The 23,675-nt window shown below is 45.8% G+C and carries 23 protein-coding genes; 5 read left to right on the top strand and 18 right to left on the bottom strand.

Going from position 1 to position 23,675, the window contains the following annotated elements; genetic code table 11:
* Nucleotides 1-95: 95 nt before the first annotated feature.
* Both CLOSA_RS02615 and CLOSA_RS02610 read right to left on the bottom strand, forming a co-directional pair.
* The gene (locus tag CLOSA_RS02615) at nt 96-689 is read right to left on the bottom strand and encodes an ATP-dependent Clp protease proteolytic subunit (RefSeq protein ID WP_013271240.1); all 594 of its coding nucleotides are present in this window, start codon (nt 687-689) and stop codon (nt 96-98) included.
* A gap of 19 nt (nt 690-708) precedes the next feature.
* Complete coding sequence (locus CLOSA_RS02610) at nt 709-1,098, bottom strand: helix-turn-helix transcriptional regulator (protein ID WP_013271239.1); 390 nt, start codon at nt 1,096-1,098, stop codon at nt 709-711.
* A 203-nt stretch (nt 1,099-1,301) separates the two neighbouring features.
* Here CLOSA_RS02610 and CLOSA_RS02605 point away from each other — a divergent pair, with 203 nt between their 5' ends.
* On the top strand, nt 1,302-2,213 hold the full coding sequence (locus tag CLOSA_RS02605; RefSeq protein ID WP_013271238.1) for an AraC family transcriptional regulator: 912 nt from the start codon (nt 1,302-1,304) through the stop codon (nt 2,211-2,213).
* A 132-nt stretch (nt 2,214-2,345) separates the two neighbouring features.
* Nucleotides 2,346-2,585 carry a hypothetical protein gene (locus CLOSA_RS02600; RefSeq protein WP_013271237.1) on the top strand — a complete coding sequence of 80 codons (240 nt, stop codon included), beginning with the start codon at nt 2,346-2,348 and terminating at the stop codon, nt 2,583-2,585.
* A gap of 67 nt (nt 2,586-2,652) precedes the next feature.
* Here CLOSA_RS02600 and CLOSA_RS02595 read toward each other — a convergent pair whose 3' ends face one another.
* The gene (locus tag CLOSA_RS02595; RefSeq protein ID WP_013271236.1) at nt 2,653-4,038 is read right to left on the bottom strand and encodes an alanine/glycine:cation symporter family protein; all 1,386 of its coding nucleotides are present in this window, start codon (nt 4,036-4,038) and stop codon (nt 2,653-2,655) included.
* A 284-nt stretch (nt 4,039-4,322) separates the two neighbouring features.
* Between CLOSA_RS02595 and CLOSA_RS02590 the strand changes: the two genes are divergently transcribed.
* The gene (locus CLOSA_RS02590) at nt 4,323-5,303 is read left to right on the top strand and encodes a zinc dependent phospholipase C family protein (protein WP_013271235.1); all 981 of its coding nucleotides are present in this window, start codon (nt 4,323-4,325) and stop codon (nt 5,301-5,303) included.
* 87 nt (nt 5,304-5,390) lie between these two features.
* On the opposite strand, the gene CLOSA_RS02585 is transcribed toward CLOSA_RS02590, so the two are convergent.
* On the bottom strand, nt 5,391-5,966 hold the full coding sequence (locus CLOSA_RS02585; RefSeq protein WP_013271234.1) for a hypothetical protein: 576 nt from the start codon (nt 5,964-5,966) through the stop codon (nt 5,391-5,393).
* A 272-nt stretch (nt 5,967-6,238) separates the two neighbouring features.
* Between CLOSA_RS02585 and CLOSA_RS02580 the strand changes: the two genes are divergently transcribed.
* Nucleotides 6,239-7,774, top strand: a complete 1,536-nt coding sequence (locus CLOSA_RS02580; protein WP_013271233.1) for a BCCT family transporter — start codon at nt 6,239-6,241, stop codon at nt 7,772-7,774.
* Between the two features lie 105 nt (nt 7,775-7,879).
* On the opposite strand, the gene CLOSA_RS02575 is transcribed toward CLOSA_RS02580, so the two are convergent.
* The 14 genes from CLOSA_RS02575 to CLOSA_RS02510 form a co-directional block, all read right to left on the bottom strand.
* Entirely contained in the window at nt 7,880-8,719 is an 840-nt protein-coding gene (locus tag CLOSA_RS02575) for a LicD family protein (protein ID WP_013271232.1), read from the bottom strand.
* 27 nt (nt 8,720-8,746) lie between these two features.
* Nucleotides 8,747-10,087, bottom strand: a complete 1,341-nt coding sequence (gene rfbH, locus CLOSA_RS02570; RefSeq protein WP_013271231.1) for a lipopolysaccharide biosynthesis protein RfbH — start codon at nt 10,085-10,087, stop codon at nt 8,747-8,749.
* A 76-nt stretch (nt 10,088-10,163) separates the two neighbouring features.
* The gene (rfbG, locus tag CLOSA_RS02565; RefSeq protein ID WP_013271230.1) at nt 10,164-11,240 is read right to left on the bottom strand and encodes a CDP-glucose 4,6-dehydratase; all 1,077 of its coding nucleotides are present in this window, start codon (nt 11,238-11,240) and stop codon (nt 10,164-10,166) included.
* 1 nt (nt 11,241) lies between these two features.
* Complete coding sequence (rfbF, locus tag CLOSA_RS02560; RefSeq protein WP_013271229.1) at nt 11,242-12,018, bottom strand: glucose-1-phosphate cytidylyltransferase; 777 nt, start codon at nt 12,016-12,018, stop codon at nt 11,242-11,244.
* A gap of 24 nt (nt 12,019-12,042) precedes the next feature.
* Nucleotides 12,043-12,825: a glycosyltransferase family A protein gene (locus tag CLOSA_RS02555; RefSeq protein WP_013271228.1), complete on the bottom strand. Its 783-nt coding sequence runs from the start codon at nt 12,823-12,825 to the stop codon at nt 12,043-12,045.
* A gap of 322 nt (nt 12,826-13,147) precedes the next feature.
* Nucleotides 13,148-14,092 carry a nucleoside hydrolase gene (locus tag CLOSA_RS02550; RefSeq protein WP_013271227.1) on the bottom strand — a complete coding sequence of 315 codons (945 nt, stop codon included), beginning with the start codon at nt 14,090-14,092 and terminating at the stop codon, nt 13,148-13,150.
* Between the two features lie 79 nt (nt 14,093-14,171).
* Nucleotides 14,172-14,951 (bottom strand): nucleoside phosphorylase, encoded by a 780-nt coding sequence (locus tag CLOSA_RS02545; protein ID WP_013271226.1) that lies wholly within the window; start codon nt 14,949-14,951, stop codon nt 14,172-14,174.
* A gap of 78 nt (nt 14,952-15,029) precedes the next feature.
* On the bottom strand, nt 15,030-15,800 hold the full coding sequence (locus tag CLOSA_RS02540; protein WP_013271225.1) for a nucleoside phosphorylase: 771 nt from the start codon (nt 15,798-15,800) through the stop codon (nt 15,030-15,032).
* The gene (locus CLOSA_RS02535) at nt 15,787-16,725 is read right to left on the bottom strand and encodes an ABC transporter permease (protein WP_013271224.1); all 939 of its coding nucleotides are present in this window, start codon (nt 16,723-16,725) and stop codon (nt 15,787-15,789) included. The genes CLOSA_RS02540 and CLOSA_RS02535 overlap by 14 nt, the downstream gene beginning before the upstream one ends.
* Nucleotides 16,722-17,804 carry an ABC transporter permease gene (locus tag CLOSA_RS02530; RefSeq protein ID WP_013271223.1) on the bottom strand — a complete coding sequence of 361 codons (1,083 nt, stop codon included), beginning with the start codon at nt 17,802-17,804 and terminating at the stop codon, nt 16,722-16,724. The genes CLOSA_RS02535 and CLOSA_RS02530 overlap by 4 nt, the downstream gene beginning before the upstream one ends.
* Entirely contained in the window at nt 17,794-19,356 is a 1,563-nt protein-coding gene (locus CLOSA_RS02525; RefSeq protein ID WP_013271222.1) for an ABC transporter ATP-binding protein, read from the bottom strand. The genes CLOSA_RS02530 and CLOSA_RS02525 overlap by 11 nt, the downstream gene beginning before the upstream one ends.
* A 92-nt stretch (nt 19,357-19,448) precedes the next feature.
* Nucleotides 19,449-20,612: a BMP family ABC transporter substrate-binding protein gene (locus tag CLOSA_RS02520; protein WP_013271221.1), complete on the bottom strand. Its 1,164-nt coding sequence runs from the start codon at nt 20,610-20,612 to the stop codon at nt 19,449-19,451.
* 97 nt (nt 20,613-20,709) lie between these two features.
* Nucleotides 20,710-21,477, bottom strand: coding sequence for a GntR family transcriptional regulator (locus tag CLOSA_RS21605; RefSeq protein WP_013271220.1), 768 nt, complete (start codon nt 21,475-21,477; stop codon nt 20,710-20,712).
* A 5-nt stretch (nt 21,478-21,482) separates the two neighbouring features.
* Nucleotides 21,483-22,247, bottom strand: coding sequence for a nucleoside phosphorylase (locus tag CLOSA_RS02510; protein WP_013271219.1), 765 nt, complete (start codon nt 22,245-22,247; stop codon nt 21,483-21,485).
* A 546-nt stretch (nt 22,248-22,793) separates the two neighbouring features.
* On the opposite strand from CLOSA_RS02510, the gene CLOSA_RS02505 reads away from it, so the two are divergent.
* On the top strand, nt 22,794-23,672 hold the full coding sequence (locus tag CLOSA_RS02505) for a Cof-type HAD-IIB family hydrolase (RefSeq protein WP_013271218.1): 879 nt from the start codon (nt 22,794-22,796) through the stop codon (nt 23,670-23,672).
* Nucleotides 23,673-23,675 lie beyond the last annotated feature (3 nt).

Here is a 23,675-nt window from a genome sequence, read left to right as displayed (position 1 = left end):
GTTTTGCGGCTGCGTCCCCTGTTTTGTATCCGTCCTGTTATCCCGTTTTCCCATTGCCCATATGCAGACGCCCTGACTGCGCCAGTGCTCCGGCACTACTTCTGGCGATTTAGTATTTCATCGATTAAGCCATAATCCTTTGCTTCCTCTGCCGTCAAATAATGATCCCGTTCCATATCCTCCTGGATTCGATTAAGCGGCTGGCCGGTAAGCCGGCTATATATCTCATGAAGCTTTTCCTTTGTTCTTTCAAGCCATTCACTGTGGATCCTGATATCTGTAGCCTGTCCCTGGAGTCCGCCGGATATGGAAGGCTGATGGATCAATATTTCACTGTTTTTTAACGCAAAACGCTTTCCCTTTTTCCCCGATGCCAGAAGCAGGGAAGCCGCACTTCCCGACTGTCCGATGCTGATGGTAGAGACATCGCATTTGATGTAGTTCATGGTATCCATAATCGCAAACCCGTCTGTAACGGAACCGCCGGGACTATTGATATAAAGGTTGATATCCTTGGTGCAGTCTGCAGATTCCAAAAACAGCATCTGTGCCATAATCAGACTTGCCGTTTCATTGGTCACCGTACCGTTAAGCATGATAATGCGGTCATTCAGCAGCCTGGAAAAAATATCATAAGAGCGCTCCCCCCGGGTTGTCTGTTCAATGACCATAGGGATAAGATTGTTCATATTCACCTCCACAAGCCTGTTATGCGGCTAAATTCGTAATTTTATTGATGCGGTTGCTAAGATTGATTCCTGGATTGGAGCTGCCGCCATTTCTTCTTCGGTATTTCCCCGGCGTCAGTCCATAAATCTTTAAAAATGCCCTTGAAAAAGATTCCTGGGATGCATACTGATATTCCAGGGCGATATCAATGATTGGCTTATTGGTTCGGGCAAGCTCTTCCGCGGCCTTCTCCATCCGCCTTCTGGTGATATATCTGGTCACGGATTCCCCTGACACTTTGTGAAAAATTCTATGATAATGATATTTCGAAAGATATGCTTTTTTTGCAAGATCGTCAAGATCAATTCTTTTGTTTAAATGTTCCTCAATATACTTTAAGGAATCCCGCACCTTTAAATGATAATCCATAGACCTGCTCCTTTCCGAACCATAGGATCATTATATACCCTATTGAAGATTAATTCTTGATAATTTTTGCTTTCATCCGGTCTCTTCTATCCCTGTCCGATCCGGTGTGTTTCAATCCATGCCACCATAAGAGCAGTGGAATTTTGCTCGGGTATATGATATGATTATAACTTCTATATTAAAATGGGAAAGGGGGAAAACCCTTGAAAAACGTTTATCGAATAGAATTTCATTCAGGAAGCAAAGAGGAATTATTCCCTGACTTTACGCCGGATTTTCCGTACACTGCATCCTGTTCCCAGTTGGATCAGTTTATGGGACGCTTTGTACCATGGCACTGGCATAAAACCGTGGAGCTTTTTTACATGGAAAGCGGCAGAATGGAATATTGCACACCAAAAGGTACCATGATATTTCCTGCTGGTTCCGGTGGTATGGTCAATTCCAATGTGCTGCATATGACAAGGCCCCAGGCGGAATCGGAAAAAAACATTCAACTCCTGCATATTTTTGACCCTTCATTCATCGCCGGGCACCACGGTAGCAGGATCGAGCAAAAATACGTCACTCCCATAACTGCAGCCCCACAGGTGGAGATCATCCCTTTATCTCCTGAGGACCCGGTGCAGGCGAATATTTTAGATGACATCCGTGAATCGTTTCATCTTTCTGAAAATGATTTTGGATATGAAGTAAAACTAAGGGAGACGTTGTCAGATATATGGATCCGGCTTCTTGCCATATCACGGCCCTTGCTGGAGGAAAAGGGGGACCACAGCAAAGCAAATGATAAAATAAAAACCATGATGGTATATGTCCATGAGCATTTTGGGGAAAAAATTTCGATTTCAGAAATTGCTGCTGCCGCTTTTTCCAGTGAACGAGAGTGCTTCCGGGCATTCCATGATTGCCTGCACATGACTCCGGTGGAATACATCAATAACTACCGGTTACAAATGGCCTGTCACCTGCTGGCTAATGGCAGGGAACCGATCACTTCCATAAGCCATGCCTGCGGACTGGGCAGCAGCAGCTATTTTGGAAAAGTATTTCGGGAATATATGGGCTGTACTCCCTTAGAATACCGCCGCAAATGGCAGGATAGTGATATTTAAGGGCAGAAATAAGATATTTATTTTAATAAGATTGCACTATAATGATATCTGTAACGGTGATAGGGCAATCCTTTTATTAGGAAATCATTGCTTTCACCATAGGATCACTGTCTTTTCAATGGAGGTATTGTAATGATAAAACTGAATATCTTGAATATGAGGAGTTTTTTACAGACGGTAAATGAGTGCAATCACCCGGTCCATATGCTTTATCCGGATGGACGAAAGGAAAACATCAACAAACAGTACGAAATCCAGGACCAGCTTCTTAAAAAGTACAGGGAAAACAGAAATTGCCTTCATCTTTCATTGGATATTCCGTCTCCAGAGGATTACATGAGCATAGTCTCATACTACACTGGGGATTGTTAACAAACTGCTTGCAAGTAATTCATCATAAAGGGGGTCTGACGGATATTCCGTCAGGCCCCCACCCTATTTACAGACGGGAACCTTTCTGTGCCCGTTTTTCTGTTTTCCCCGGGACAGTTACCTCTCTCATAAGGAAAATCAGGGCAATGATATTGGGAAGTGCCATCAGTCCGTTCCAGATATCGGAAAATTCCCACACCGTTTCCAGCTTTGCCATACATCCTAGAAATACAGCCCCCAGATAAAGCAGGGTATACACCTTTCCCCTTAAAATACGCTGCAAAAAGTAAAGGGAGCCCCGCTGTTTCAAACTCTCCGCCAGGTATACGGCTGCCTGACGTCCCAGATAATACCAAGCAATGATCGTTGCAAAGGCAAATACCAGCATGGCGCCTGACACCACATATTCCCCAATGGGCCCCAAACGTTTCGAAAAACAGAAGGCAGTCAAGGCCGCTCCGTCATAGCCGGAACCTGCCGCATCCCCTTCTGTCATACACAGGATCACAAAAGCTGTCATGGTACAGATCAAAATAGTATCAAAAAATACCTCAAACATAGCCCACATTCCCTGTTGTTCCGGTGTGGTATCCTCTGCCGCTCCGTGAAGAACCGCCATGCTTCCAAGCCCTGCCTCATTGGAAAATACTCCTCTGGATACGCCGTATTGCAGGCTTTTGCTGATCTGATAGCCTGCGGCACCGGAAAAAACCGATACAGGACGGAAGGCATCCTGAAAAATACACTGAACTATGTATGGGATCCTGTCGTAGCAGGACATGATCACTACCATGGAAAACAGCATGTAGGCACCGGCAGAGATGGGAATGAGCCGTTCAGACACAAAGGCGATCCTTGCAATTCCTCCCAATACCACCATGAATACGATCCCGGTAAGCAGAATCCCTACGGGAACCGGAGAAATGCCAAAGGAGTATTCCAGAGTTTCCGCAATGGAATTGGACTGCACCATGCTTCCCATTCCAAGGGAAACCATGATGCAGAGAAAGCTGTATATCATACCAAGCACCGGGAGCTTAAGCCCCCGTTCCAAATAAACCATAGGCCCGCAAATCCAGGCACCGTTTCGGTCCCTGTAGCGGTAGCGGATCCCAAGCATTGTCTCCGCATAGCCGGTCATCATACCGATTGCTGCAGAAACCCACATCCAGAATAAGGCTCCTGGTCCGCCGGCTGTTAAGGCGGTGGCAACACCGGCTATGTTTCCCGTTCCAATGGTAGCCGCCAGAGCCGTACAGGCTGTCTGGAATTTTGTCACATCCCCTTTGTCCTCTGCTTCCTCCTCCTGTATGCTGCCAATGGTCTGTTTCCACCAAAAGGGGAATTTCCGGATCTGGAAAAACCCGGATTTTACTGTAAAAAAGACTCCGGTTCCCAGAAACAAAACCAAAAGCCACGGTCCCCACACCAGTTCATGTATGCCATGTATCATAGGATCAGCTCCTGAACGCTTTCCTTAACACTTATTCATTCCGGCCGGGTAGTATGAAAATTTCCAATGATTTTTATACAAATTTAAATTTCCTATGGTATAATCAAATTATATGGTTACGGTATTGCCATGCCGTTTTAAATAAGGCAGCATGAATTTATATCCAAAAGAAACTAGGGCATCAGACAAATAATTCAGAAAGTTAAAATGGTCATTGGCTCATCAAAAGCTGTTTCATCAGGTGAAACTGTAACAAATTGTATTTTTAACGCGAGGTGAACAATATGCCGGGTTTTACCACTCACTATCTGCTGGGAGTCAGGGTTTATAATGACATGCCAGGCAGCGCTTTAAAGCGTATAATCTCCAAATACCGCTGGCTTTATCAGCTTGGCCTTCAGGGACCGGATATATTCTTTTACAATATACCGATTCTCCGCCACAGGGATTACAGAAACGTTGGTTCTTATATGCACGAAAATCACGTGCATGATTTTTTTGTTTCCTGTTTAAACCACTTGTCCCAAATTGAATCCCGGCAGCAAAGAGAGCAGGCCATATCTTATATGAGTGGTTACTTCTGCCATTACATCGGAGACTCCATCTGCCACCCTTACGTATACGGCAGGATCGATTATGACGTGAAAAATTCAGGCAATTTTCACCACGGCCTTCATGCCATGCTGGAAAATGACATTGATGCACTGCTTTTGATGAAGTACAAGAAGAAAAAGCCATCCCAGTTCAATCAGGCGGCCACCATTTGCTTAAACGGCCAGGAGCTGCAGTTTATCTCCGGATTTTTGTCTGCATGCATTAATGAGGCCTATTACCCATTGAATTACAGGAATAATTTCCGGGTAACTTCCCCTATGGTATCCCGCTCCATACTGGCCATGCGCTTAGGCTGCCGGACGCTTGCAGATCCTTCCAGCCGCAAGAAAAACAGCATTGAATTTATGGAATCTCTTTTTCTCCGTACGCCTCTTGCTTCCCGGAAGCTGGTAACAGACATTCCTCCTGATCCTGTGGTTACCATGAATTTAAACCATGAAACCTGGTGCAATCCCTGGAACCGCCGCCTGGCATCCCAGGCCTCCTTTCCGGAGCTTTTCCATCAGTCCATGGCAAAATGCAGTGACGTGTTCTATCTGCTCAATGAGGAGCTGTCCTCCACGGTTCCCTTAAACAATCTGGACCACAATAAGCTTTTAAAGGAGCTTGGCAATTATTCCTTCCACAGCGGACTATCGGTTGAGCCTTAACACAAGGGAGTCCATGCAGAAAAACAGGGCTGAGAATTGGTTATTGAACCAGTTCCTCAGCCCTGTTTTTTTGAACTATGTAATCATTTATTGGTCTGACTCGGAGCTTTCCGTATCCTCTTCCTGATCCGCAGCCGTGGTTTCCATAACAACTGCCCCTTCCTTTGGTACGATTTTTTCATCAGATCCCTTGGGGATGTCCATATCCACCAGCCAGTACTTCTTATCTTTCATCGTATAGTCCGGCATTACGATAAGATGCAAATCATAAATCTTAAAAAATCCGCCGTAAGAGGTATTGCTTGACTTTTCATAGGAAAAATCCTGCATTGATGCCTCATCATTTAAGAACCGAACCGCTACATCAGCAAATGTAACCGCCTCTTCGGGAGTGGTTCCTTCTTTTACAATCAACGTCAAATCAATGCTTTTATTCTCATTATCCACACTGTAATTGACACTTAACGCCATAGGATATTCCTCGTTGTCCACAAACTCATCGTCCATATCATTACCAATCTGAGTCCAATCCAAAACAATCCCCTGCTGAGTCTCAAAAACAGGTTCCGCTGGACCTCCGGAAGCTAAAATATGGCTTTCCGTACAACCGGTCAGCAGCATTGCCGACATCGCACATATTATTAGAGCTTTGTTCTTCATCATAATTTCCTCCTTAATTGAACACCTAACATTATATCGGATGTATTCCTTTTTTTGTAGTGGTTTATGTAAAATGTCAGAAAATCTTCACAAATGCGTCAGACTTTTTATTGGCAGGAATGCCTAGTTATGCCTTATTTACCAAGTGTGTTATCAAACAGCCGTTCTTAAGAAAATTATTCCCATTTATTTCTTGCATTTTCTGGTTATCCATGGTATTATGTTCAATATCTAAATTAATTATATTTTTTTGAACACTCTAGGAGGCTACGTACATGGATCACAATGAGAAAAAAGCTTTGTTAAAAAAGCTGGATTGGATAACAACCCTGATTCCTTTTATCTGCATCATCCTTTTATGCTTAGTTTTTACCTTAAATCCTACCGGGTCTGCGGATACTTTGGCTGCTATCCGGTCATTTTTAGGGAATGAACTGGGAAGCTACTATCTAATCATCGGACTCTTCACTTTCCTCTGCTCCCTGTACATCGCTTTTTCCAAATACGGTACCATAAAGCTTGGGAACCTGGAAAAACCTCAGTATTCTAATTTTAAATGGGGCACTATGATGTTTACTGCCGGTCTGGCAGCGGATATCCTGTTCTACTCCCTTTGTGAATGGATTCTCTATGCAGGGGAGCCTCATATCACGGAACTGGGTGCTATGCAGGACTGGGCCTCCACCTACCCGTTATTTCACTGGGGCCCGATCCCATGGAGCTTTTATATGATACTTGCCGCTGCTTTCGGCTTTATGCTTCATGTTAAAAAGCGGTCAAAGCAAAAATACTCAGAGGCCTGCCGTCCCCTTCTGGGAAAACATGTGGATGGACCATTTGGAAAGCTCATTGATTTAATTGCCGTATTTGCTTTACTGGCCGGTACAGCAACTACGTTTTCTCTGGCAACTCCCCTCCTTTCCATGGCATTCAGCAGGGTGACCGGTCTTCCGGAATCCAGATTTCTGACCATTGCAATCCTGGTTATTATATGCATTGTTTATACCATAACGGTTTATTTTGGAATGAAGGGCATTGCAAAGCTGGCAGCTTCCTGTACATACCTGTTCTTTGGCCTGCTTCTCTATGTGCTCATCGGCGGAAAAGAAGCCAGGTATACCATTGAAACCGGGATTACAGCCATAGGAACCTTAACCCAGAACTTTATCAGCCTGTCCACCTGGACCGATGCTCTGCGGACCTCTTCCTTCCCCCAGAACTGGACCATTTTTTACTGGGCTTACTGGATGGTATGGTGCGTGGCCACTCCTTTCTTTATCGGCTCCATCAGCAAAGGACGCACCATTAAGCAGACCATCCTTGGAGGATATGTCTTTGGAATCTCCGGAACTTTTACTTCCTTTATTATTTTGGGCAATTACAGCCTTGCCCTTCAGACCAAGGGAGTGCTGGATGTCATGGGGATTTACGCCTCTACAGGCAACTTATATCAGACGATCATTGCCATATTGGAGACCCTGCCAATCGCTAAGCTGGGGCTGGTCCTTTTAGCCATTACTATGATCGCTTTTTATGCAACCAGCTTTGATGCCCTGGCCCTGGTTGCTTCCACTTATTCCTATAAGGAGCTTCCGGAGGATGCGGAACCGGATAAACATGTGAAGCTGTTCTGGTCCGTGCTATTAATGCTGTTTCCCATTGCACTTATATTTTCCGAAAATTCCATGACCAATCTGCAAACGGTCTCCATCATTGCAGCATTTCCTATAGGAATTATCATACTCCTGATTGTATTCAGTTTCTTTAAAGATGCGAAGGAATATTTAAACCAGAAACAGGAACAACGTTGACCGGCTGAAACCGGAAACCGCGTACCAAAACATAAAAATCCGCATTGACAGGGCTATTTGCAAGCCCCTTCCATGCGGATTTTCTATCAATATTATTGATGCATGTTAGTGAAAAATTTTAATTTTTGTACTGGAATGGGTTGGTACCTGTTTTTCTTCCGGAGGAAGCTTCTTGTAATCGCCATAGATCCAGGTTAGGACCTCATGCCAGCCCTTTGGTGCCATCAGCCTGGTATCTTCAAATTCTAAGTCCACGGTTTCATCACACCATTCCTTTTTAAGCGTCACATAAAGGTAATCAGGCTGATAATTGCTGTAATACCTAAGACTGCTTTTCCCTTTCTGATCCTTGACGGCAGCCATATGCTGAAGTTTTCTCAAGATCCTCATGGGGATCATTTTCCCGAAAGAAGCCAGCACACCGATAACGATTTTATTTATCAGGCTGTGCTTCTTAAAATCCACGCGGTAGCGGTGCCCCATAGCCATACCATAAATCACCGTATGAAGCAGACGGGTAAAGGCAGAAGCAGCTTTTCCTTCAGGAAGCTCATCAATGACGAATAAATCCACCCACAGGTGGTTCAGCTTTCCTTCATAAAATCTCATCTCATCGGAGTCTTCATGGGTCTGGCTGTTCTTATAGATGATCCTGGCTGCAAAATCATAAAAAGCGGTTCCGCCTCTCAAATCCTTTGGTTCAAGAAGCTCCATTCCTTCCGGAAGTTCCCGGCGTACCACTTTTAAAAAGGCATCGTAATTGGAACGGGTAAATGCCACATCCGCATCGTCATCCCAGGGAATAAAGCCCTTGTGCCTTACTGCGCCCAAAAGCGTACCGGCATCCAGAAGATATTTAATTCTGTATTTCCGGCAGATACGGTCAATTTCCTTTAAAACAGCCAGGTTTGCCTGATGTACCTCCGTCAAATCATATTCTCTCATGTTTCCTCTTTCCTGCCCACTGATCTTCTACAGGCTTACTGCCTCTTTCATGGTTTTTGCCATAAAATCGATCATTTCATCAGTCATTCCCGGATATAATCCAACCCAGAAGGTGTCCTTCATGATCCGGTCGGTGTTAGTCAGCGCTCCAACGATCCGGTATCCTTCTCCAGACGTTCGCATCTGATCAAAACAGGGGTGCTTTGTTAAATTTCCGGCAAACAGCATCCTTGTCTGGATTCCTTTGGATTCCACATACTGCACCACCTGATTCCGGCTTATCCCTTCCCTGCAGGTTATTAAAAATCCGAACCAGCTTGGCTTGGAGCCCGGACATGGTTCCGGCAGGATAAGTTTATCAGATGCCTCCTCAAGTCCCTTATATAGGCGGTCAAAATTATGACGTCTCCGTGCCACAAAGGAGGGGAACTTGTCAAGCTGGGCACAGCCGATCGCAGCCTGCATGTCCGTTGCTTTCAAATTGTAGCCGAAATGGGAATACACATATTTATGGTCATAGCCCACAGGAAGCTCTCCGTATTGCCGGTCAAACCGGTGTCCGCATAAGTTATCACGTCCGGATGGGCAGACACAGTCCCTGCCCCAGTCCCGGAAAGAACGGATAATTTTATTTAACAGAGGGTTGTCCGTATATACCGCGCCTCCCTCTCCCATGGTCATATGGTGGGGCGGATAAAAGCTGGAGGTCCCGATATCACCGATGGTGCCGGAAAAACGCTCTTCTCCATCAATGGTATAGGTTGTGCCAAGGGCATCGCAGTTATCCTCCACAAGCCATAAATGATGTTTGTCACAAAATGCTTTAACGGCAGAAAGATCAAAGGGATTTCCCAGGGTGTGGGCAATCATGACTGCTTTGGTCTTTTCTGAACGTGCAGCCTCAAGCATATCTGCTTGAATGTTATACTGCGGAATCGTAACATCCACAAATACGGGAACGGCTCCATACTGGATCATAGGGGTTACCGTAGTGGGGAATCCGGCCGCTACCGTAATCACTTCATCGCCGCGCTTAATCTGACGCTCTTTTAAAAGCGGGGATGTAAGGGTCATAAATGCCACAAGATTTGCTGAGGAACCGGAATTAACAAGAGAGCAGAACCTGACATTTAAATACTTTGCCAGTTTTTTTTCAAATTCATCGGTATACCGCCCGGATGTCAGCCAGAACTCCAGAGAGCTGTCCACCAGGTTCACCATCTCCTGATGATCGTACACACGGGAAGCATAAGGGATTCGGTCTCCTTCCTTAAACGGATCTTTCTGATTGTGATAGGTGCTGCAGTACTCCTCCACCAGGGAAAGGATCTTCTCCCGCGCCTCTTTTTCTGTTTTATTCTCAAACATTCTATTTTACCTCTTTTCTGACCATGTTTTGTGCATAGAGGGATTCCCATGGGCGGGGCTTCCTCTCATGCTTTTATTATTTAAAAAAGTCTTCTATCTGGAGGTCCATAAATGCAGCCATATCTGCCCCTTCCAAATAGGCCTTGGTCCATTCCACGGTCTTTTCCACCGCTTCCTTTACCCCATACCTGGGACACCAGCCAAATACCTTTTTGATTTTGGAACAGTCCAGCTTTAAGAAATTGGCCTCATGAGGGCCGCCTTCAAACTTGTCCAGCCACCGTATTCCCTGGCCCCAGGTCTCACAGAATAAGTCTGCCAGCACTCCGGTGGTCACACAATCCTTATCATCAGGACCTACGTTGTAATATCCCTGGAACCGCAGCTCTTCATACTGCTTCATGGCAATGGTCATGTAAATTGCCAATGGTTCCAGTACATGCTGATACGGCCTTGTTGAATGGGGATTTCTGACGATAATATCCTGTCCTGCTGCCGCTGCCCGGATGCAGTCGGGTATGATCCTGTCATTGGCAAAATCTCCTCCTCCGATTACGTTACCAGCCCGGGAGGTGGAAACAGCCACACGTCCGTCGGAAAAAAAGGATTTTGCATAGCTGTGAGTCACCAGCTCGGAACAGGATTTGCTGTTGGAATAGGGATCATATCCATCCAGCGGGTCTGTTTCCCGGTATCCGTACTCCCATTCCCTGTTTTCATATACCTTATCCGTTGTTACATTTAAAAAGGATCTGACAGAAGGGGTAAGCCGTATCCCTTCCAGCACGTTGACCGTTCCCATGACATTGGTCTCATAAGTGGAAACAGGATCCTTATACGAGTCCCGTACGATGGGCTGGGCTGCCAGGTGGAACACGATTTCCGGCTCCTCCTGGGAAAATACCCTTTTTAAATGCTCCAAATCCCGGACATCTCCGATGATGGAATTAACATTCCCGGCCCCCCCTGCCGCTTCAAATAAGTTCGGGTCAGTGGAAGGGGTGAGGGAATATCCCGTTACCGATGCCCCGGCCTTAACAAGGAGATGGCTGAGCCAGGTCCCTTTAAAGCCTGTATGCCCTGTAACCAGAACCTTTTTCCCTTTATAAAAATCACAAAATCCGCTCCATTGTATACTAGCCCAACTTGTCATGTCATTTCTCCCAAATCTTCCATGGCGCCTGTCCGGACTGCCACAAGTCTTCCAGCTTCTTCATTTCCCGCTGGGTATCCATACACTGCCAAAAACCATTGTGATGGAAGCTCATTAGCTGCCCCTTTGCTGCCAGGCTCTGCAACGGTTCCTTTTCAAATACGGTGGAATCATCCTTTAAATAGGAAAAGATCTCCGGATTCAGTACCATAAAGCCTCCGTTGATCAGGCTGTTGTCTGCCTCATCCTTTTCCCGGAAGGAACGGACCACATCCCCATCATCAATATCCAGAACGCCCTTTAGCTGAGCGATATTCACGGTGGTCATGGTAGCGGTCTTACCATGGCTCTGATGGAATTTCAGCAAAGCCTTTAAATCCACATCACAGACTCCGTCTCCATAGGTCATCATAAAGGGCTCATCGCCGATATAAGGCTGAATGCGCTTTATACGGCCGCCGGTCATGGTATTTAACCCCGTATCCACCAGAGTCACCTTCCATGGTTCCGAATAATTGTTATGTACCTCCATCTCATTATTGGCAAGATCAAAGGTCACATCGGATGTATGAAGAAAATAATCTGCAAAAAATTCCTTTACTACATACTGCTTATATCCAAGGCAAATGACAAAATCATGAAAGCCATACTGGGAATAATACTTCATAATATGCCACAAAATAGGCTTTTCCCCGATTTCAATCATTGGTTTCGGCTTTAAATGGCTCTGTTCGCTGATTCTGGTACCAAAGCCTCCCGCTAATAATACTACCTTCATTGGTTCATCCTCCAAATTTCTATTTTATTCGTACTCCTTATAAGCCTTCCGGTAAAAATGCATCAGTACCTTTACCACCGGTTCCGGCCACATCTTTGAAAACATATCAGCTTCCTCCTTAAAACGGCTGTTGTCCGCAATACAGGCCTTGGTTGTGGCCTCTCCGTGGACCCTGTAATACAGGATGGGCCTTTCTGAGCATATAAAACGGCCCGGCAGCCCGGACATCTGATAAAGGGTATCCCAATCCAGGGCAAACCGATAAGGAGAGGTGAAAAGCGACTCTCCTAATTGTTCCTTATTATATGCGCATGCAGGACAGCAAATGGAGTTTCCAAACAGCAGAACGCTTTTTTTGACCCAGGACAGGTGGCTGATGGACCGGAGCCGAAGCGGAAGCCTTAACAACCGCTTAATAAACTCCACCTTTTCAAATACAGCCGGGCGGTCCCCCCTGATTACGGTATATCCTCCCGTAAACAGCGTCATATCCGGATATTTCTTATAACATTCCAGAAGCTTTTTCACATAGTCCTTCTGGTATAGATCATCCTGATGGGCAATGGTAACAAAACGGGCCTCAGCCATGTCATAGGCAAAGTTCCAGTCTTCCCGTATATTGCTTTTTCCTTGCCGGACAAGCAATGGGATCTGATACTTGTCCGCTATTTTTTCTATAAAAGGACTGGGCGTTGATGTGCATAATATGATGTCCGACCGGACGCTTTGCTTCAGAAGAGACCGGATGCAGGCTTCAAGATAAGGTGAGTCCTTATATGCACAGACCGCAAATGCATGTGGTTTCATATTTCTCCTTAAATGGTCTTGTTTTTATCTGGATATGATTATACCATAAATACCCCGGAACATTCCACAACATTCATTATTTTGAAAGAAATCCAAAATGAAACTTAAAATCTACTTCATATGCCTCTGGTAGAATAAAATTCGGTATAAGCCTCCTAAGCCTTCGTCGGCTGGATGAATCTGTTTCACAATGAAAGAACGGCCCACAGCTGATATCAGTTCGCTGTGCACCGTTTATTCTTCTCACCTGCAGGGCCTGTTTTTTCCCGCTAAAGGACTCGGGGCAGGCGGAGGTGACTCCATAAAGTTTCTTTTTATAGCCTTAAAAGACTGACAGAAGCCTCCTGACCGCCAGATCAGAATTCACCCGGATGCAGTAAAGGATTTCATCATGATCATAGACCGGGATAAAGCCTTCATCTCTTTTGATCATGCCCCGGAACTCTTTATTTTCATATTCCACGGCAGCCCTTACCATCCGGTATTCCCCAATGGAAGGATCCTCAGCAATCACCATTGCCAGCGGATCATGAACAACGGAGTTGTCCAGGCATCCCATGGATTCATAGCTGAACTGGAAATAATACTCCAGGGCAGACTGTATATACTGAACTACCTCCCGGTTTTCTTCCCTGCAGTACTTGCAAAGGAGGGTGATATCCCGGGCTGATAGGAAGGTCTCCATGGTAACATCAAGACCGACCACTGTCATTGGAAAACCCGCCCGGAATACTATATCAGAAGCTTTTGCATCACCGTAGATATTTGCTTCCGCATAGGGACTGATATTGCCCGGTTTATGAAAGGCACCTCCCATGACAACCATATGCTTTATTTTATAGGGAAGCCTTGGATCCTTTTCTAAAGCTGCTGCTATATTGGTCAGCCTCCCCAGGGCAACAATGGTTAAATCCCCTTTTAATTCCTCTGCCTTCTTTATTATAAAGTCCGCTGCATCCTCATTTAATGGTTTTTGCTCTGATTCCGGCAATTCCACGTTACCGATGCCGTTGTCTCCATGAATATGGACCGGATAAGGCTCTGCGTCTCCGGTCATGCTCTCATTTGCACCTACAAGGACCGGTATATCATAGCCGCACTTTGCCAGCTTGATCAGCCGCAGTGTATTTTCTGCCGCCTGCATGGAAGAGGTATTTCCGTACACAGTGGTAAAGCCCTCCACATGAAGTTTATTACTTTTTAAAGCATATAGAATGGCAATTGAATCATCAATGCCCGTATCGCAATCCACAATAATATGTTTCATTCATTCTTTTCCCTTTCCACTGGCTCATAAAACCATTTAATATTTGTTCCGTCTATTTCAACAGGTTCTAACAGGCCGTTTATGCGCCGTAGGAACGTTTTTTCCTATCCGTCTTAATGATCTGTGTCATTGCTTCGATTCCTACCTGGATGGCCCGGTCCTCCCATTCTCTTGGATAGTCCTTATGGTCATTGGTATAGCTCTTGTAATTAGTCGCACTGATCATAACGGAAGACATTCTGATGCCCAGAGAGGCCGCTACCAGGAACAAGGTGGCACACTCCATGCTGGAATTGGTGGCTCCGCCTTTTTCGTAAGCCTCCCATTTGCTTTTCAGTTCTTGATACACCGGCTTTGTCTCAGGGGAAACCTCTGTATAAAAGGAATCCTTTGAAATTGTAATTCCAATATTATAAGGAATATTTAATTTTCTTGCCGCTGCTTCCAGTTCCTTCAACATCTCATAATCCGGTATTGCCGGGAATTCTTCAGGCAGATAATGAAGCCCGGTTCCCTCCATCCTTACCGCTCCGTTAGGAATTATCACATCCCCAACCTTGACCTTTGGGGATGTGGATGCACAGGAACCTATTCTCATCATGGTATGAGCACCGCATTCAAACAATTCTTCCACCGCAATGGCAGAAGAAGGTCCCCCGATCCCAGTACTTGTAACAGAAACGGGAACGCCTGCCAGGGTTCCCGTATAAGTAAGGTATTCCCTGTGATGGGCTATTTTCACCGGATTGTCAAAATAAGCCGCTATTTTGGCCGCCCGTTCTACGCTTCCCGGCAAGAATACATATTCGCCTATCTGATCCTTGGTAATGCTTAAATGCATCATCTTTTTTTCCTGCATCTCCTGTCTCCTTTTTTACTTCTTTTATTCTGTCATACTTTGGGGGCATACAGGGATGCCCCCAGGGCGTTACCACTTTTAAAATTTCTCTTTCTCAAAACGGTAGATAGCCTCCAGCACCACCCGGATCTCATCATCCCAGCCGGCTGCCAGTCCTCTGTTTTCCATTTCATAGATCACATCACCTGTGACAATATTACCGGATACGGCACTGATCATGGCCCCCCTCACCTTCCGGCGGTGGCATACCGTATACAGGGCGGAGCTTTCCATCTCAACGTTCAGGCAGCCAAGCTTGGATAATTTCTCGATCCACTCCTGGGTTTCTCCGTAAAACGCATCATCACTGGCATTGATTCCATAATAGAGGCTGCCTGAAATCTCATCCTTCATATCCTTTGCCGTATCGATCAGCACTCTTGTCAGATCAAAATCCGGTACCGCAGGGAAACAGTCCGGCACGTAAAACCTTGACGTTCCTTCGTTTTTCATAGAAGCGGTGGAAATCATTAAGTCACCGATTTTGATTCCCTCTTGAAGTGCTGCGCTGCTGCCGATCCGGATAAGGCATTTAGCACCGATATTAATCAGCTCTTCTGCTGCAATGGCTGCCGACGGACAGCCCATTCCCGTTGAGGTGACGGAAACCTTTACTCCTTTATAAGATCCTGTAAAGGTGCGGTGTTCCCGGTTATCAGCCACCAGCCTGGCATCTTCCAGATATTTTGCCACCCTGTCTGAACGGGCTGGATCGCCTGGAAGAAGAACGTAATCGCCAATGTCTCCCGGGCTTAAATGAATGTGGTACTGTCTTTTTCCAATGGTTTTTTCATCTTTATTTAATGGCATTTGGGGTTATCTCCTTATACTTTTTAATTTTCTGCCGCTGCTTTTGAACAGAATAGATGGTCAGACCGAAAATGGTTGCCCCATAAGGCAGCATCTGAACAAACTCAGACGGGATCTGTAAAAGCTGCAGGATATTGGAAAGCCCGTCAAAGAAAGAAAAGACCATAGAGGAAATTAAGGCTCCCATAGGATTCGCATGTCCCATAGCACAGGCCGCAAGTGCGATAAAGCCCCGTCCGGCCACCATATCCCTGGTAAACATGGATAAATAACCCATAGACAAATACATTCCTCCCATTCCTGCCATCACTCCACATAATAAAATAGCAAGAAACCGGATCTTAACAACATTCTGCCCAACACTGGAAGCTGCACTGGGATTTTCCCCTACGGCTCTCATCCGAAGTCCCATGGGAGTACGGTATAAAAAGACCGAGATGACAAGCACCATGAGAAAGGCAAAATAGGTGATCACATTGTGGCCGGATAATATATCTCCCAGCACAGGAATGTCCTTAATAATGGGAATCCTGACTGCAGGAAAGCTGAAGCTTTTTAAGGATGAACTGGAGCCTTTTTCCCCTGTTGCAAGCTGGAGAACGAAGACCGTAAGTCCTCCGGCAATGGTGTTGACCGCTGTTCCGCATAAAACGGCATTTGCCTTTAACATCAGATGGAAATATGCGAAAACCCCGCTTACAATCAAAGCCGCTCCGATGCCTGCTACAAGCCCCCAAAACAGGCTTCCACCCCAAGCACTTCCCAGAACCCCGAACAGGGCCGAAATGAGCATGATTCCATCTAATCCAAGATTAACCACACCTGTTCTTTCGCAGATCACTGCACCCAGGGAGGTGAGTAAAATAGGAGTTGCCACACGGATCCACATAAAAAGAAAATCCACCATAAAGGAATACTCAATCATTTTGCCGCCCCCTTCATACCCGTTTCCGCCTTTGCAGCCTCCACAATCATTCTCTGCTTCCATTTTTTTAGCAAAGCTTCGGCTGCAATCATAAGTATCATGACACCCTGGATGATTTTTACCACCTCGCTGCTGACATCGCTGTTTCTTGCCATAATGTTTGCCCCCACGTTAAGATATCCCATAAAAAGTGCTGCCAGGGGTACCAGAAGTGGATTATTTCTGGCAAGCAGAGCCACGGCAATGCCAGTCCAGCCGTATCCCGGGCTTGAGGTCCATTTGAAGCGGTTATACATGCCCAAAAGTTCCGCACCGCCGCCTGCTCCTGCCAAAGCTCCTGCAATCACCTGAGAGACCACCATGATTTGGGTGACTTTTATTCCTGAATAATTCGCAAACCTCGGATTATTTCCCACGATCCTCAGCTTCATTCCAAAGGTGGTATGGAAAAGCAGGAAATAAGTGAACAGGCAGAGAACAATCCCCAATAGGATCCCCCCATGGATCCTGGTCCCGCCTATGATCACCGGCAGCAGGGAGGTGTCCAGAAATGCAATGGAAGCAAGGCTTGAGCTGCTTATTTCACGGAAATAATAGCTAACCATATAAATGGCAAAAAACTGAATAATATAGTTTAGCATCAGGGAGGTTACTACTTCTGATACCTGCCATTTCATCTTTAACAGGGCCGGAATCAAGGCTGCGGCCGCGCCCATGGCTGCCGCTACCAGCAAAGCCACTGCTGAATGGATTCCTGTAGGAAGTGGAACCGAGGTTGCAACCATCATTGCGCCAAGAGTACCGATAAAAAAAGCGCCTTCTGCGATCATGGAAAACTGTCCGGCTCCAAAGATCAGGATAACGGCCAGGGCCGTAAACATTAAGGGGGCAGCGGCCTCCACAATATTCCCGATACGGCGGAAGGAAGTAAAAGGGCCGATAAAAAAGCTGAAAAAAGCATTCATGGGTTCAGTACTGGTTCCTAATACAATGGCCGTAACCAGGCCGCAGGACACCAGAATAGTTATCATCAGTTTTGCTATATCCACAATCAGGTGAATTCGTTTGTTACTGTCCATGACAAACCTCCTTTATCTCTTCATCAGACTGCTTCTCAATACCTAGCATATATTTGCCCAGCTCCACCTCACTGATCTTCCCTGCATCAGGAAAATAAGCCACAATCTGACCTTCATGCATGACCATGATGCTGTCGGATAATCCAAGTACTTCATTTAAGTCCGAGCTGATGAGCAGTACTGACTTTTTGTTATCTCTCATTTTGATCAGCCTTTTACGGATGAATTCCGTGGCTCCCACATCTACGCCCCTGGTCGGCTGGTTGGCAATGATGATCTTGGGATCACTTGACAATTCCCGGGCCAGTACCGCCTTCTGAATATTCCCCCCGGAGAGACTGTCGATCCTGACATCAGGATTTTTGCACAGTACCTGATATTCCCTTGCCATATCAAGCCCGTATTGCTTAATTCTGCGCTTGCCAATGATCCCATGTTTTGAAAACTGTTTGGAGGAAATCTTATCAGAAAGGGCATTCTCCGTAATGGACAGAGCAGGCGCCACGCCTGTCGTCATACGGTCCTCCGGTATATGGGAAACAGAAAGCTTCCGGATCTCCCCAATGTTTAAGCCGGAAATCTCCTTTCCGCACAGCTCAACGCATCCGGAGTCATACTTTCTAAGACCTGTCAATGCTTCCGCCAGTTCTGACTGGCCGTTGCCTTCCACGCCTGCAATCCCAAGGATTTCCCCTTCTCTTAAAAGAAAGGACAATTTATTTACATAAGTCTTTCCACTTTCACCGGTTATGCATAAATCCTTTACGTGAATGGTGGGAGCCCCCAGCTTAGGCGGATTTTTCTCAATGTTCAGAATAACATCTCTTCCCACCATAAGGTTGGAAATATCCTGTTCTGTTACTTCCTTCATACCATACAGGCCCATGGACCTTCCCTGGCGTATGATGGAAATCCTGTCGCACAGTTCTTTGACTTCGTTCAGCTTATGGGAAATGAAAATTATGGTATAACCGTTGTTTTTAAGTCTTTTCAGCTCCTCAAACAGTTCCGTCGTTTCCTGAGGTGTCAATACTGCAGTAGGCTCATCCAGAATGAGTATTTTCGCTCCCCGGAACAGGGCCTTTAGAATCTCTACCTTTTGCTTTTGACCCACGGTCAGCTCCTGGATCCTTGCCCTGGGGTTAATCTGCATATTGAATTTTTCAGCCATTTCCGCTACCTGCTTGTGTGCATTTTTACGGTTGATCAGAAAGCCTTTTTTAGGCTCTACCCCTAGGATGACATTTTCTGTAACCGTTAGAGATGGTACCAGCATGAAATGCTGGTGTACCATTCCGATTCCCAGGCTGATGGCTAATTGGGGGGAAGTAATGATGGTTTTAACACCATTGACGTAGATATCCCCTGAGGTCGGCTGTTCTTCGCCAAAAATGATTTTCATTAAAGTGGATTTACCTGCCCCGTTTTCCCCGGACAAAGCATGGATCTCTCCGGCACGAACTGAAAAATTAATCCCCTTATTCGCCATGACGCCATTGGAGTAAACCTTAACGATATTTTCCACCCGCAATGCTTCTTTTCTCTCTTCCATCCTTTTACTCCTTAAAAATCCTTCTGGAAAGGGCAGCAGCAAAGTCAAGTCGACCATATTGTTTGCTGCTGCCCCAGGTTATAATAACAGGCCTATTTCATGCTGTCACGTAAGGCGGAGACTTCTTCCGTAGTCATCTCCATGGCACTTCCTACGGTAATTTCACCCTTGATGATCTTATTCTTTACCGTATCAAGATTCGTCTTGATGTCCTCAGGAACGATGGTGTTAAAGTTATCATTTTCAGCCAGGCCTACGGCGCCGCTGTCAAGGCCCAGGGCATATGTCTTGTCACAGGTCATGGAGCCGTCCATTAAGCCCTTGGCTGCCGTTACCAGGGAATCCCCTACGTTTTTTAAGGTAGAAGTGAGAATGTTCTTAGCGATTTCAGGGTTAGTATCCTTTAACTGGGTATATAAATCCTGGTCACAGGCAATCAGGTATTTATCAACATTGCTGGCTGCGGTTGCCGCGCCCAGAATACTTTGGGAGGCCGGTGCATATACGATCTGGGCCCCCTGATTGTATAGCTGGGTGGTCATTTCCAGACACTTTGGGACATCCTCAAAGGAACCTACATAGGAGGGAATTACCCGGATGGTGGGATCTACGTATTTCACACCTTCCAGATATCCCACCAGAAAATCATTGATGTTTGCCACATCCATGGATCCGATAAAGCCTAATGTCCTCTGGGAAGCATCGACTTTTTTATCTCCGGAGTCAAGCATCCGGGCAGACAGTACACCTGCCAGGAAGGAGCCCTGGTTGGAATTGTATGTAATGCCCATCATATTTCCTTCAGTTACCACATCCCGGTCCACATCACTGTCAAAGAAAATATATTTTTTATCAGGATACTGTGCGGCTGTATTTTGGGCTACTTCCTTCACCGACCAGGTGCCAGCGATGACTACATCCCAATCCTGCTCGGACACATCGGTGAAATGTCCTTCATAGCTGGTCTCGTCACGGCCCATTTCAACCACCTTTATTTCAGCCCCAAGTTCATCTCTCATTCGATAAAGACCGCTGGCGGCAGAGTCATAAAAGCCTTTGTCCCCTAAGTTTCCATTTACCAGATACACTGCCTTTAACGGCTTTGCTGATGTCTTCTCTCCATCAGCGGTATCCGCTCCTTTTGTTTGCTCCAGTGCTCCATCAGTACTTTTGGCACTGTCATTTGTCTTGCCGCATGCGGTGAGCATGGTACAGACAAGTACTCCTGCCATAATCAGACTTAACGTTTTTTTCATTCCCTTTCTCCTTTCCGTTGCTGAACTGCTTTTTTGCTTATTTTTAAAAGAGTTTCTTGTACCGTCCGTGATCCTTTCGCCGGTGTTTCTCTTTTAATTACAAATGGGACTTGCGCTCCATCGAAAAACGGTATTTACTTCCCAAAAGCTGGTGCTTGGCATAGCTAAGCTGCCTGTCCCCCTCATCCACCAGGATTTCTTCCACGATGATGACCGGTTCATTTTTATTAACGCCTGTAATATAAGAATCCGCATCTGCATTTAAAACATTGAATACAGTCTTAGCCCGCTTTGCCAGCCGGTACAGTCCATAGGTGCTGAATTCCTTCATTTTTTCCGTATCCTTCATATCTAACTGGAATTTTTCAATATGTTCCGCATCAAAGATGGTGACTGTATTTGCCATGTGGCGTCCATTGGAAAAATAATCCGTGCTGGTAAAAACCATTAAATCTCCCGGCTTTTTATATCCCAGTTCATGGGCGACGTAAACGCCGCAGGGCTGGTACTGGACTGATATCCTGATTTCATCAATAGCATCCACACAATTTTCAATGCAAGGATTAAACAGCCACTGGAAACCATCCTTGTATTGCAGTGCATGTGTTGCAACCACTGCCTGTTTTCCCTGGGTTTTATTTATGTACCCATCCTCTTCCAGCTTTCTCATGGCCATTCTGACTGTGCCGCGGCTGACCTTCCAGTAATCAGCCAGCTTATTTTCACTGGGAACAACATCTCCTGCTTTGATAACGCCTTCTACGATCAAATTGAAAATAATATCATAAATTTTTACATAGTTTGGCATCACCAGATTCTCTGATATGTCCTCTCCTAAAAGCGGCAGCCTGTTGAAGTCCATCATACCATTCACCCCTCCAAATCTTTTTTTATGATAGCTCTCATCGCCTCTATACCAACCAGGATCACCCGGTTCTCCAATTCCGTAAGGGGTACCCTGTCCTCTTGCGAAGTATTTTTATAATCGGTGGCACTTACCAAAACAGAGGCCGCCCGGATACCTAAGCTGGCCGCAACCAGAAACAAGGTGGAGCATTCCATGCTGGTAGAGGTGGCTCCGCCTGCCTCGTATGCGCTCCACTTATGAAGGAGCTCATCCTTTACCGGTTTTTTCTCTGGCTGTGTCTGACTGTAAAAGGAGGCCTTTGTAATGGTAACTCCCACATTGTATGGCATGTTCAGTCTTTTAGAAGCTTCCTCCAGCTCTTTGATCATGAAAAAATCCGGAACAGCAGGAAATTCCACCGGCAGGTAATGGTTCCCCACGCCTTCCATTCTTATGGCTCCGTTGGGAATTACAATATCTCCTGTCTTCACCTTTGGTGAGGTGGAAGCCCCAGAACCGACACGCAGCATGGTATCCCCGCCACATTGGGTAAGCTCTTCCATGGCTATTGCGGCGGAAGGTCCTCCGATACCCGTGCTGGTAACAGCCACCCTTATACCGTCCAATTCTCCTACAAAGGTCCTGAACTCACGATTGTATGCAATTTCCTTTGGGTGATCAAAATATGAAGCGATCTTTTCCGCCCGCTCCGGACTTCCCGGCAGAAAAATATACCGCCCCACATCGCCTTTGGAAATCCCGATATGCATCATCTTTACCTTTTCCATCTTCTCCTCCTGATGCTGTATTTTAATTGTTTTTAACTTGGCAGCCAAGTTGTTGGCATTAGAATATCACTTGGCTGCCAAGTTGTCAATGGGTTTTCTTCTAAAATTCGTTTTTTTAAGTGCAAAATATATAAAATAAGATAAGATTTTTTGATTTAAATAGATACTATTTAGATTTATTATTTTTTTCCTCTATAAAGAATTGTGCAAATTATTGTATTCAAGAAACTGCGCTGCCGGCAAAAGCCTGAAAAACAGCTTATGAAATCCTTCCTGTAAGTCCGGTATGGCCGGAAAAAACAGGCGCCGCCAAACGGAGGCAGATGCCAAGCACAGGAAATAAGCTGCCTGAAGCCGGCGGAAAATCCAGTATGGGAGAATCAGATATGTGGGGTTTGTAAAAAAGAAAAGTAAAAACCATTGTCTGGATATGCAATCTGATGAAAAGAGGTCTATCCGGCCCCTCTCCATTGACGAACCGGTGAATATAAGATAAGCTTAGTATAAGCATACGAATATATTAACAGAAAAAGGAGATTACCTGACATGAGCATCCGACTGATCGCCTCCGATATGGACGGCACCCTTTTAGACCCTCAGACCAAAATTTCTAAAGCCAATGCAGATGCAATCCGCAGGCTTAAAAGCGCCGGAATAGAATTTTTAATCTGCAGCGGACGTGATTATGAAGATGCCAGAACAGCTATGGAGACCTGTGATATCTCATGCAGCTACATCTGCTTAAGCGGAGCTGCCGTATACAGTCAGGATGGCGAAACTCTCAATGAGATCCCTCTTTCCTCCCAGAATCTGGTGGATATTGAACGGATCCTTAATTCACAGCAGGCAGATATGGATATCCTCACCTCCCACGGGCGGTATACCAATGCCACGGAAGGCCGGAGACTTAAGGAATTGTACTCCTTTTTAAGCGGTAAGCCGGGGTCCTCTGACGTCATTTCCCAGGAGATTGAAGAAGCGGTGCAAAAACGGATGGAAACAACTACATTTCTTTCTTCTCTTAAAGATCTGCCCGATGATGTCACGGTATTTAAAATATGCAGCAACGCGCTTCCTGTGGAAAAGGTTGCAAAACTAAAGGATATTTTTGCGGGCTATCCGGATCTGGCTGCTGCCTCCTCCTTTCCTAACAACATAGAGCTGACCAACCAGGCCGCCCAGAAAGGGCCGGCCCTGAAAGCTTATGCAGAGAGCAAGGGCATTTCCCTAAAGGATGTAATGGTCCTGGGAGACAGCGATAATGATCTATCCATGTTTACACCAGAATTTGGCTGGACCGTTGCTATGGAAAATGCCATGCCATGCATCCGGGATGCTGCAAAATACCATACAAAATCCAACTCAGAAGACGGAGTTGCCTGGGCCATACATAGGCTCGTGTTCCGGGAAGATATGCAGGCTTAACGG

This window comes from [Clostridium] saccharolyticum WM1 (genome assembly GCF_000144625.1).
Taxonomy (GTDB): domain Bacteria; phylum Bacillota; class Clostridia; order Lachnospirales; family Lachnospiraceae; genus Lacrimispora; species Lacrimispora saccharolytica.
The sequence above is the reverse complement of the archived record's forward strand: the minus strand, read 5'-3'. Positions and strand labels throughout refer to the sequence as shown.

What these genes read in the sequence shown, in the direction of transcription:
- CLOSA_RS02615 (WP_013271240.1), bottom strand. Translation starts at nt 689, where the DNA reads ATGAACAATCTTATCCCTATGGTCATTGAACAGACAACCCGGGGGGAG.
- CLOSA_RS02610 (WP_013271239.1), bottom strand. Translation starts at nt 1,098, where the DNA reads ATGGATTATCATTTAAAGGTGCGGGATTCCTTAAAGTATATTGAGGAA.
- CLOSA_RS02600 (WP_013271237.1), top strand. Translation starts at nt 2,346, where the DNA reads ATGATAAAACTGAATATCTTGAATATGAGGAGTTTTTTACAGACGGTA.
- CLOSA_RS02595 (WP_013271236.1), bottom strand. Translation starts at nt 4,038, where the DNA reads ATGATACATGGCATACATGAACTGGTGTGGGGACCGTGGCTTTTGGTT.
- CLOSA_RS02590 (WP_013271235.1), top strand. Translation starts at nt 4,323, where the DNA reads ATGCCGGGTTTTACCACTCACTATCTGCTGGGAGTCAGGGTTTATAAT.
- CLOSA_RS02585 (WP_013271234.1), bottom strand. Translation starts at nt 5,966, where the DNA reads ATGATGAAGAACAAAGCTCTAATAATATGTGCGATGTCGGCAATGCTG.
- CLOSA_RS02580 (WP_013271233.1), top strand. Translation starts at nt 6,239, where the DNA reads ATGGATCACAATGAGAAAAAAGCTTTGTTAAAAAAGCTGGATTGGATA.
- CLOSA_RS02575 (WP_013271232.1), bottom strand. Translation starts at nt 8,719, where the DNA reads ATGAGAGAATATGATTTGACGGAGGTACATCAGGCAAACCTGGCTGTT.
- rfbH (WP_013271231.1), bottom strand. Translation starts at nt 10,087, where the DNA reads ATGTTTGAGAATAAAACAGAAAAAGAGGCGCGGGAGAAGATCCTTTCC.
- rfbG (WP_013271230.1), bottom strand. Translation starts at nt 11,240, where the DNA reads ATGACAAGTTGGGCTAGTATACAATGGAGCGGATTTTGTGATTTTTAT.
- rfbF (WP_013271229.1), bottom strand. Translation starts at nt 12,018, where the DNA reads ATGAAGGTAGTATTATTAGCGGGAGGCTTTGGTACCAGAATCAGCGAA.
- CLOSA_RS02555 (WP_013271228.1), bottom strand. Translation starts at nt 12,825, where the DNA reads ATGAAACCACATGCATTTGCGGTCTGTGCATATAAGGACTCACCTTAT.
- CLOSA_RS02550 (WP_013271227.1), bottom strand. Translation starts at nt 14,092, where the DNA reads ATGAAACATATTATTGTGGATTGCGATACGGGCATTGATGATTCAATT.
- CLOSA_RS02545 (WP_013271226.1), bottom strand. Translation starts at nt 14,951, where the DNA reads ATGCAGGAAAAAAAGATGATGCATTTAAGCATTACCAAGGATCAGATA.
- CLOSA_RS02540 (WP_013271225.1), bottom strand. Translation starts at nt 15,800, where the DNA reads ATGCCATTAAATAAAGATGAAAAAACCATTGGAAAAAGACAGTACCAC.
- CLOSA_RS02535 (WP_013271224.1), bottom strand. Translation starts at nt 16,725, where the DNA reads ATGATTGAGTATTCCTTTATGGTGGATTTTCTTTTTATGTGGATCCGT.
- CLOSA_RS02530 (WP_013271223.1), bottom strand. Translation starts at nt 17,804, where the DNA reads ATGGACAGTAACAAACGAATTCACCTGATTGTGGATATAGCAAAACTG.
- CLOSA_RS02525 (WP_013271222.1), bottom strand. Translation starts at nt 19,356, where the DNA reads ATGGAAGAGAGAAAAGAAGCATTGCGGGTGGAAAATATCGTTAAGGTT.
- CLOSA_RS02520 (WP_013271221.1), bottom strand. Translation starts at nt 20,612, where the DNA reads ATGAAAAAAACGTTAAGTCTGATTATGGCAGGAGTACTTGTCTGTACC.
- CLOSA_RS21605 (WP_013271220.1), bottom strand. Translation starts at nt 21,477, where the DNA reads ATGATGGACTTCAACAGGCTGCCGCTTTTAGGAGAGGACATATCAGAG.
- CLOSA_RS02510 (WP_013271219.1), bottom strand. Translation starts at nt 22,247, where the DNA reads ATGGAAAAGGTAAAGATGATGCATATCGGGATTTCCAAAGGCGATGTG.
- CLOSA_RS02505 (WP_013271218.1), top strand. Translation starts at nt 22,794, where the DNA reads ATGAGCATCCGACTGATCGCCTCCGATATGGACGGCACCCTTTTAGAC.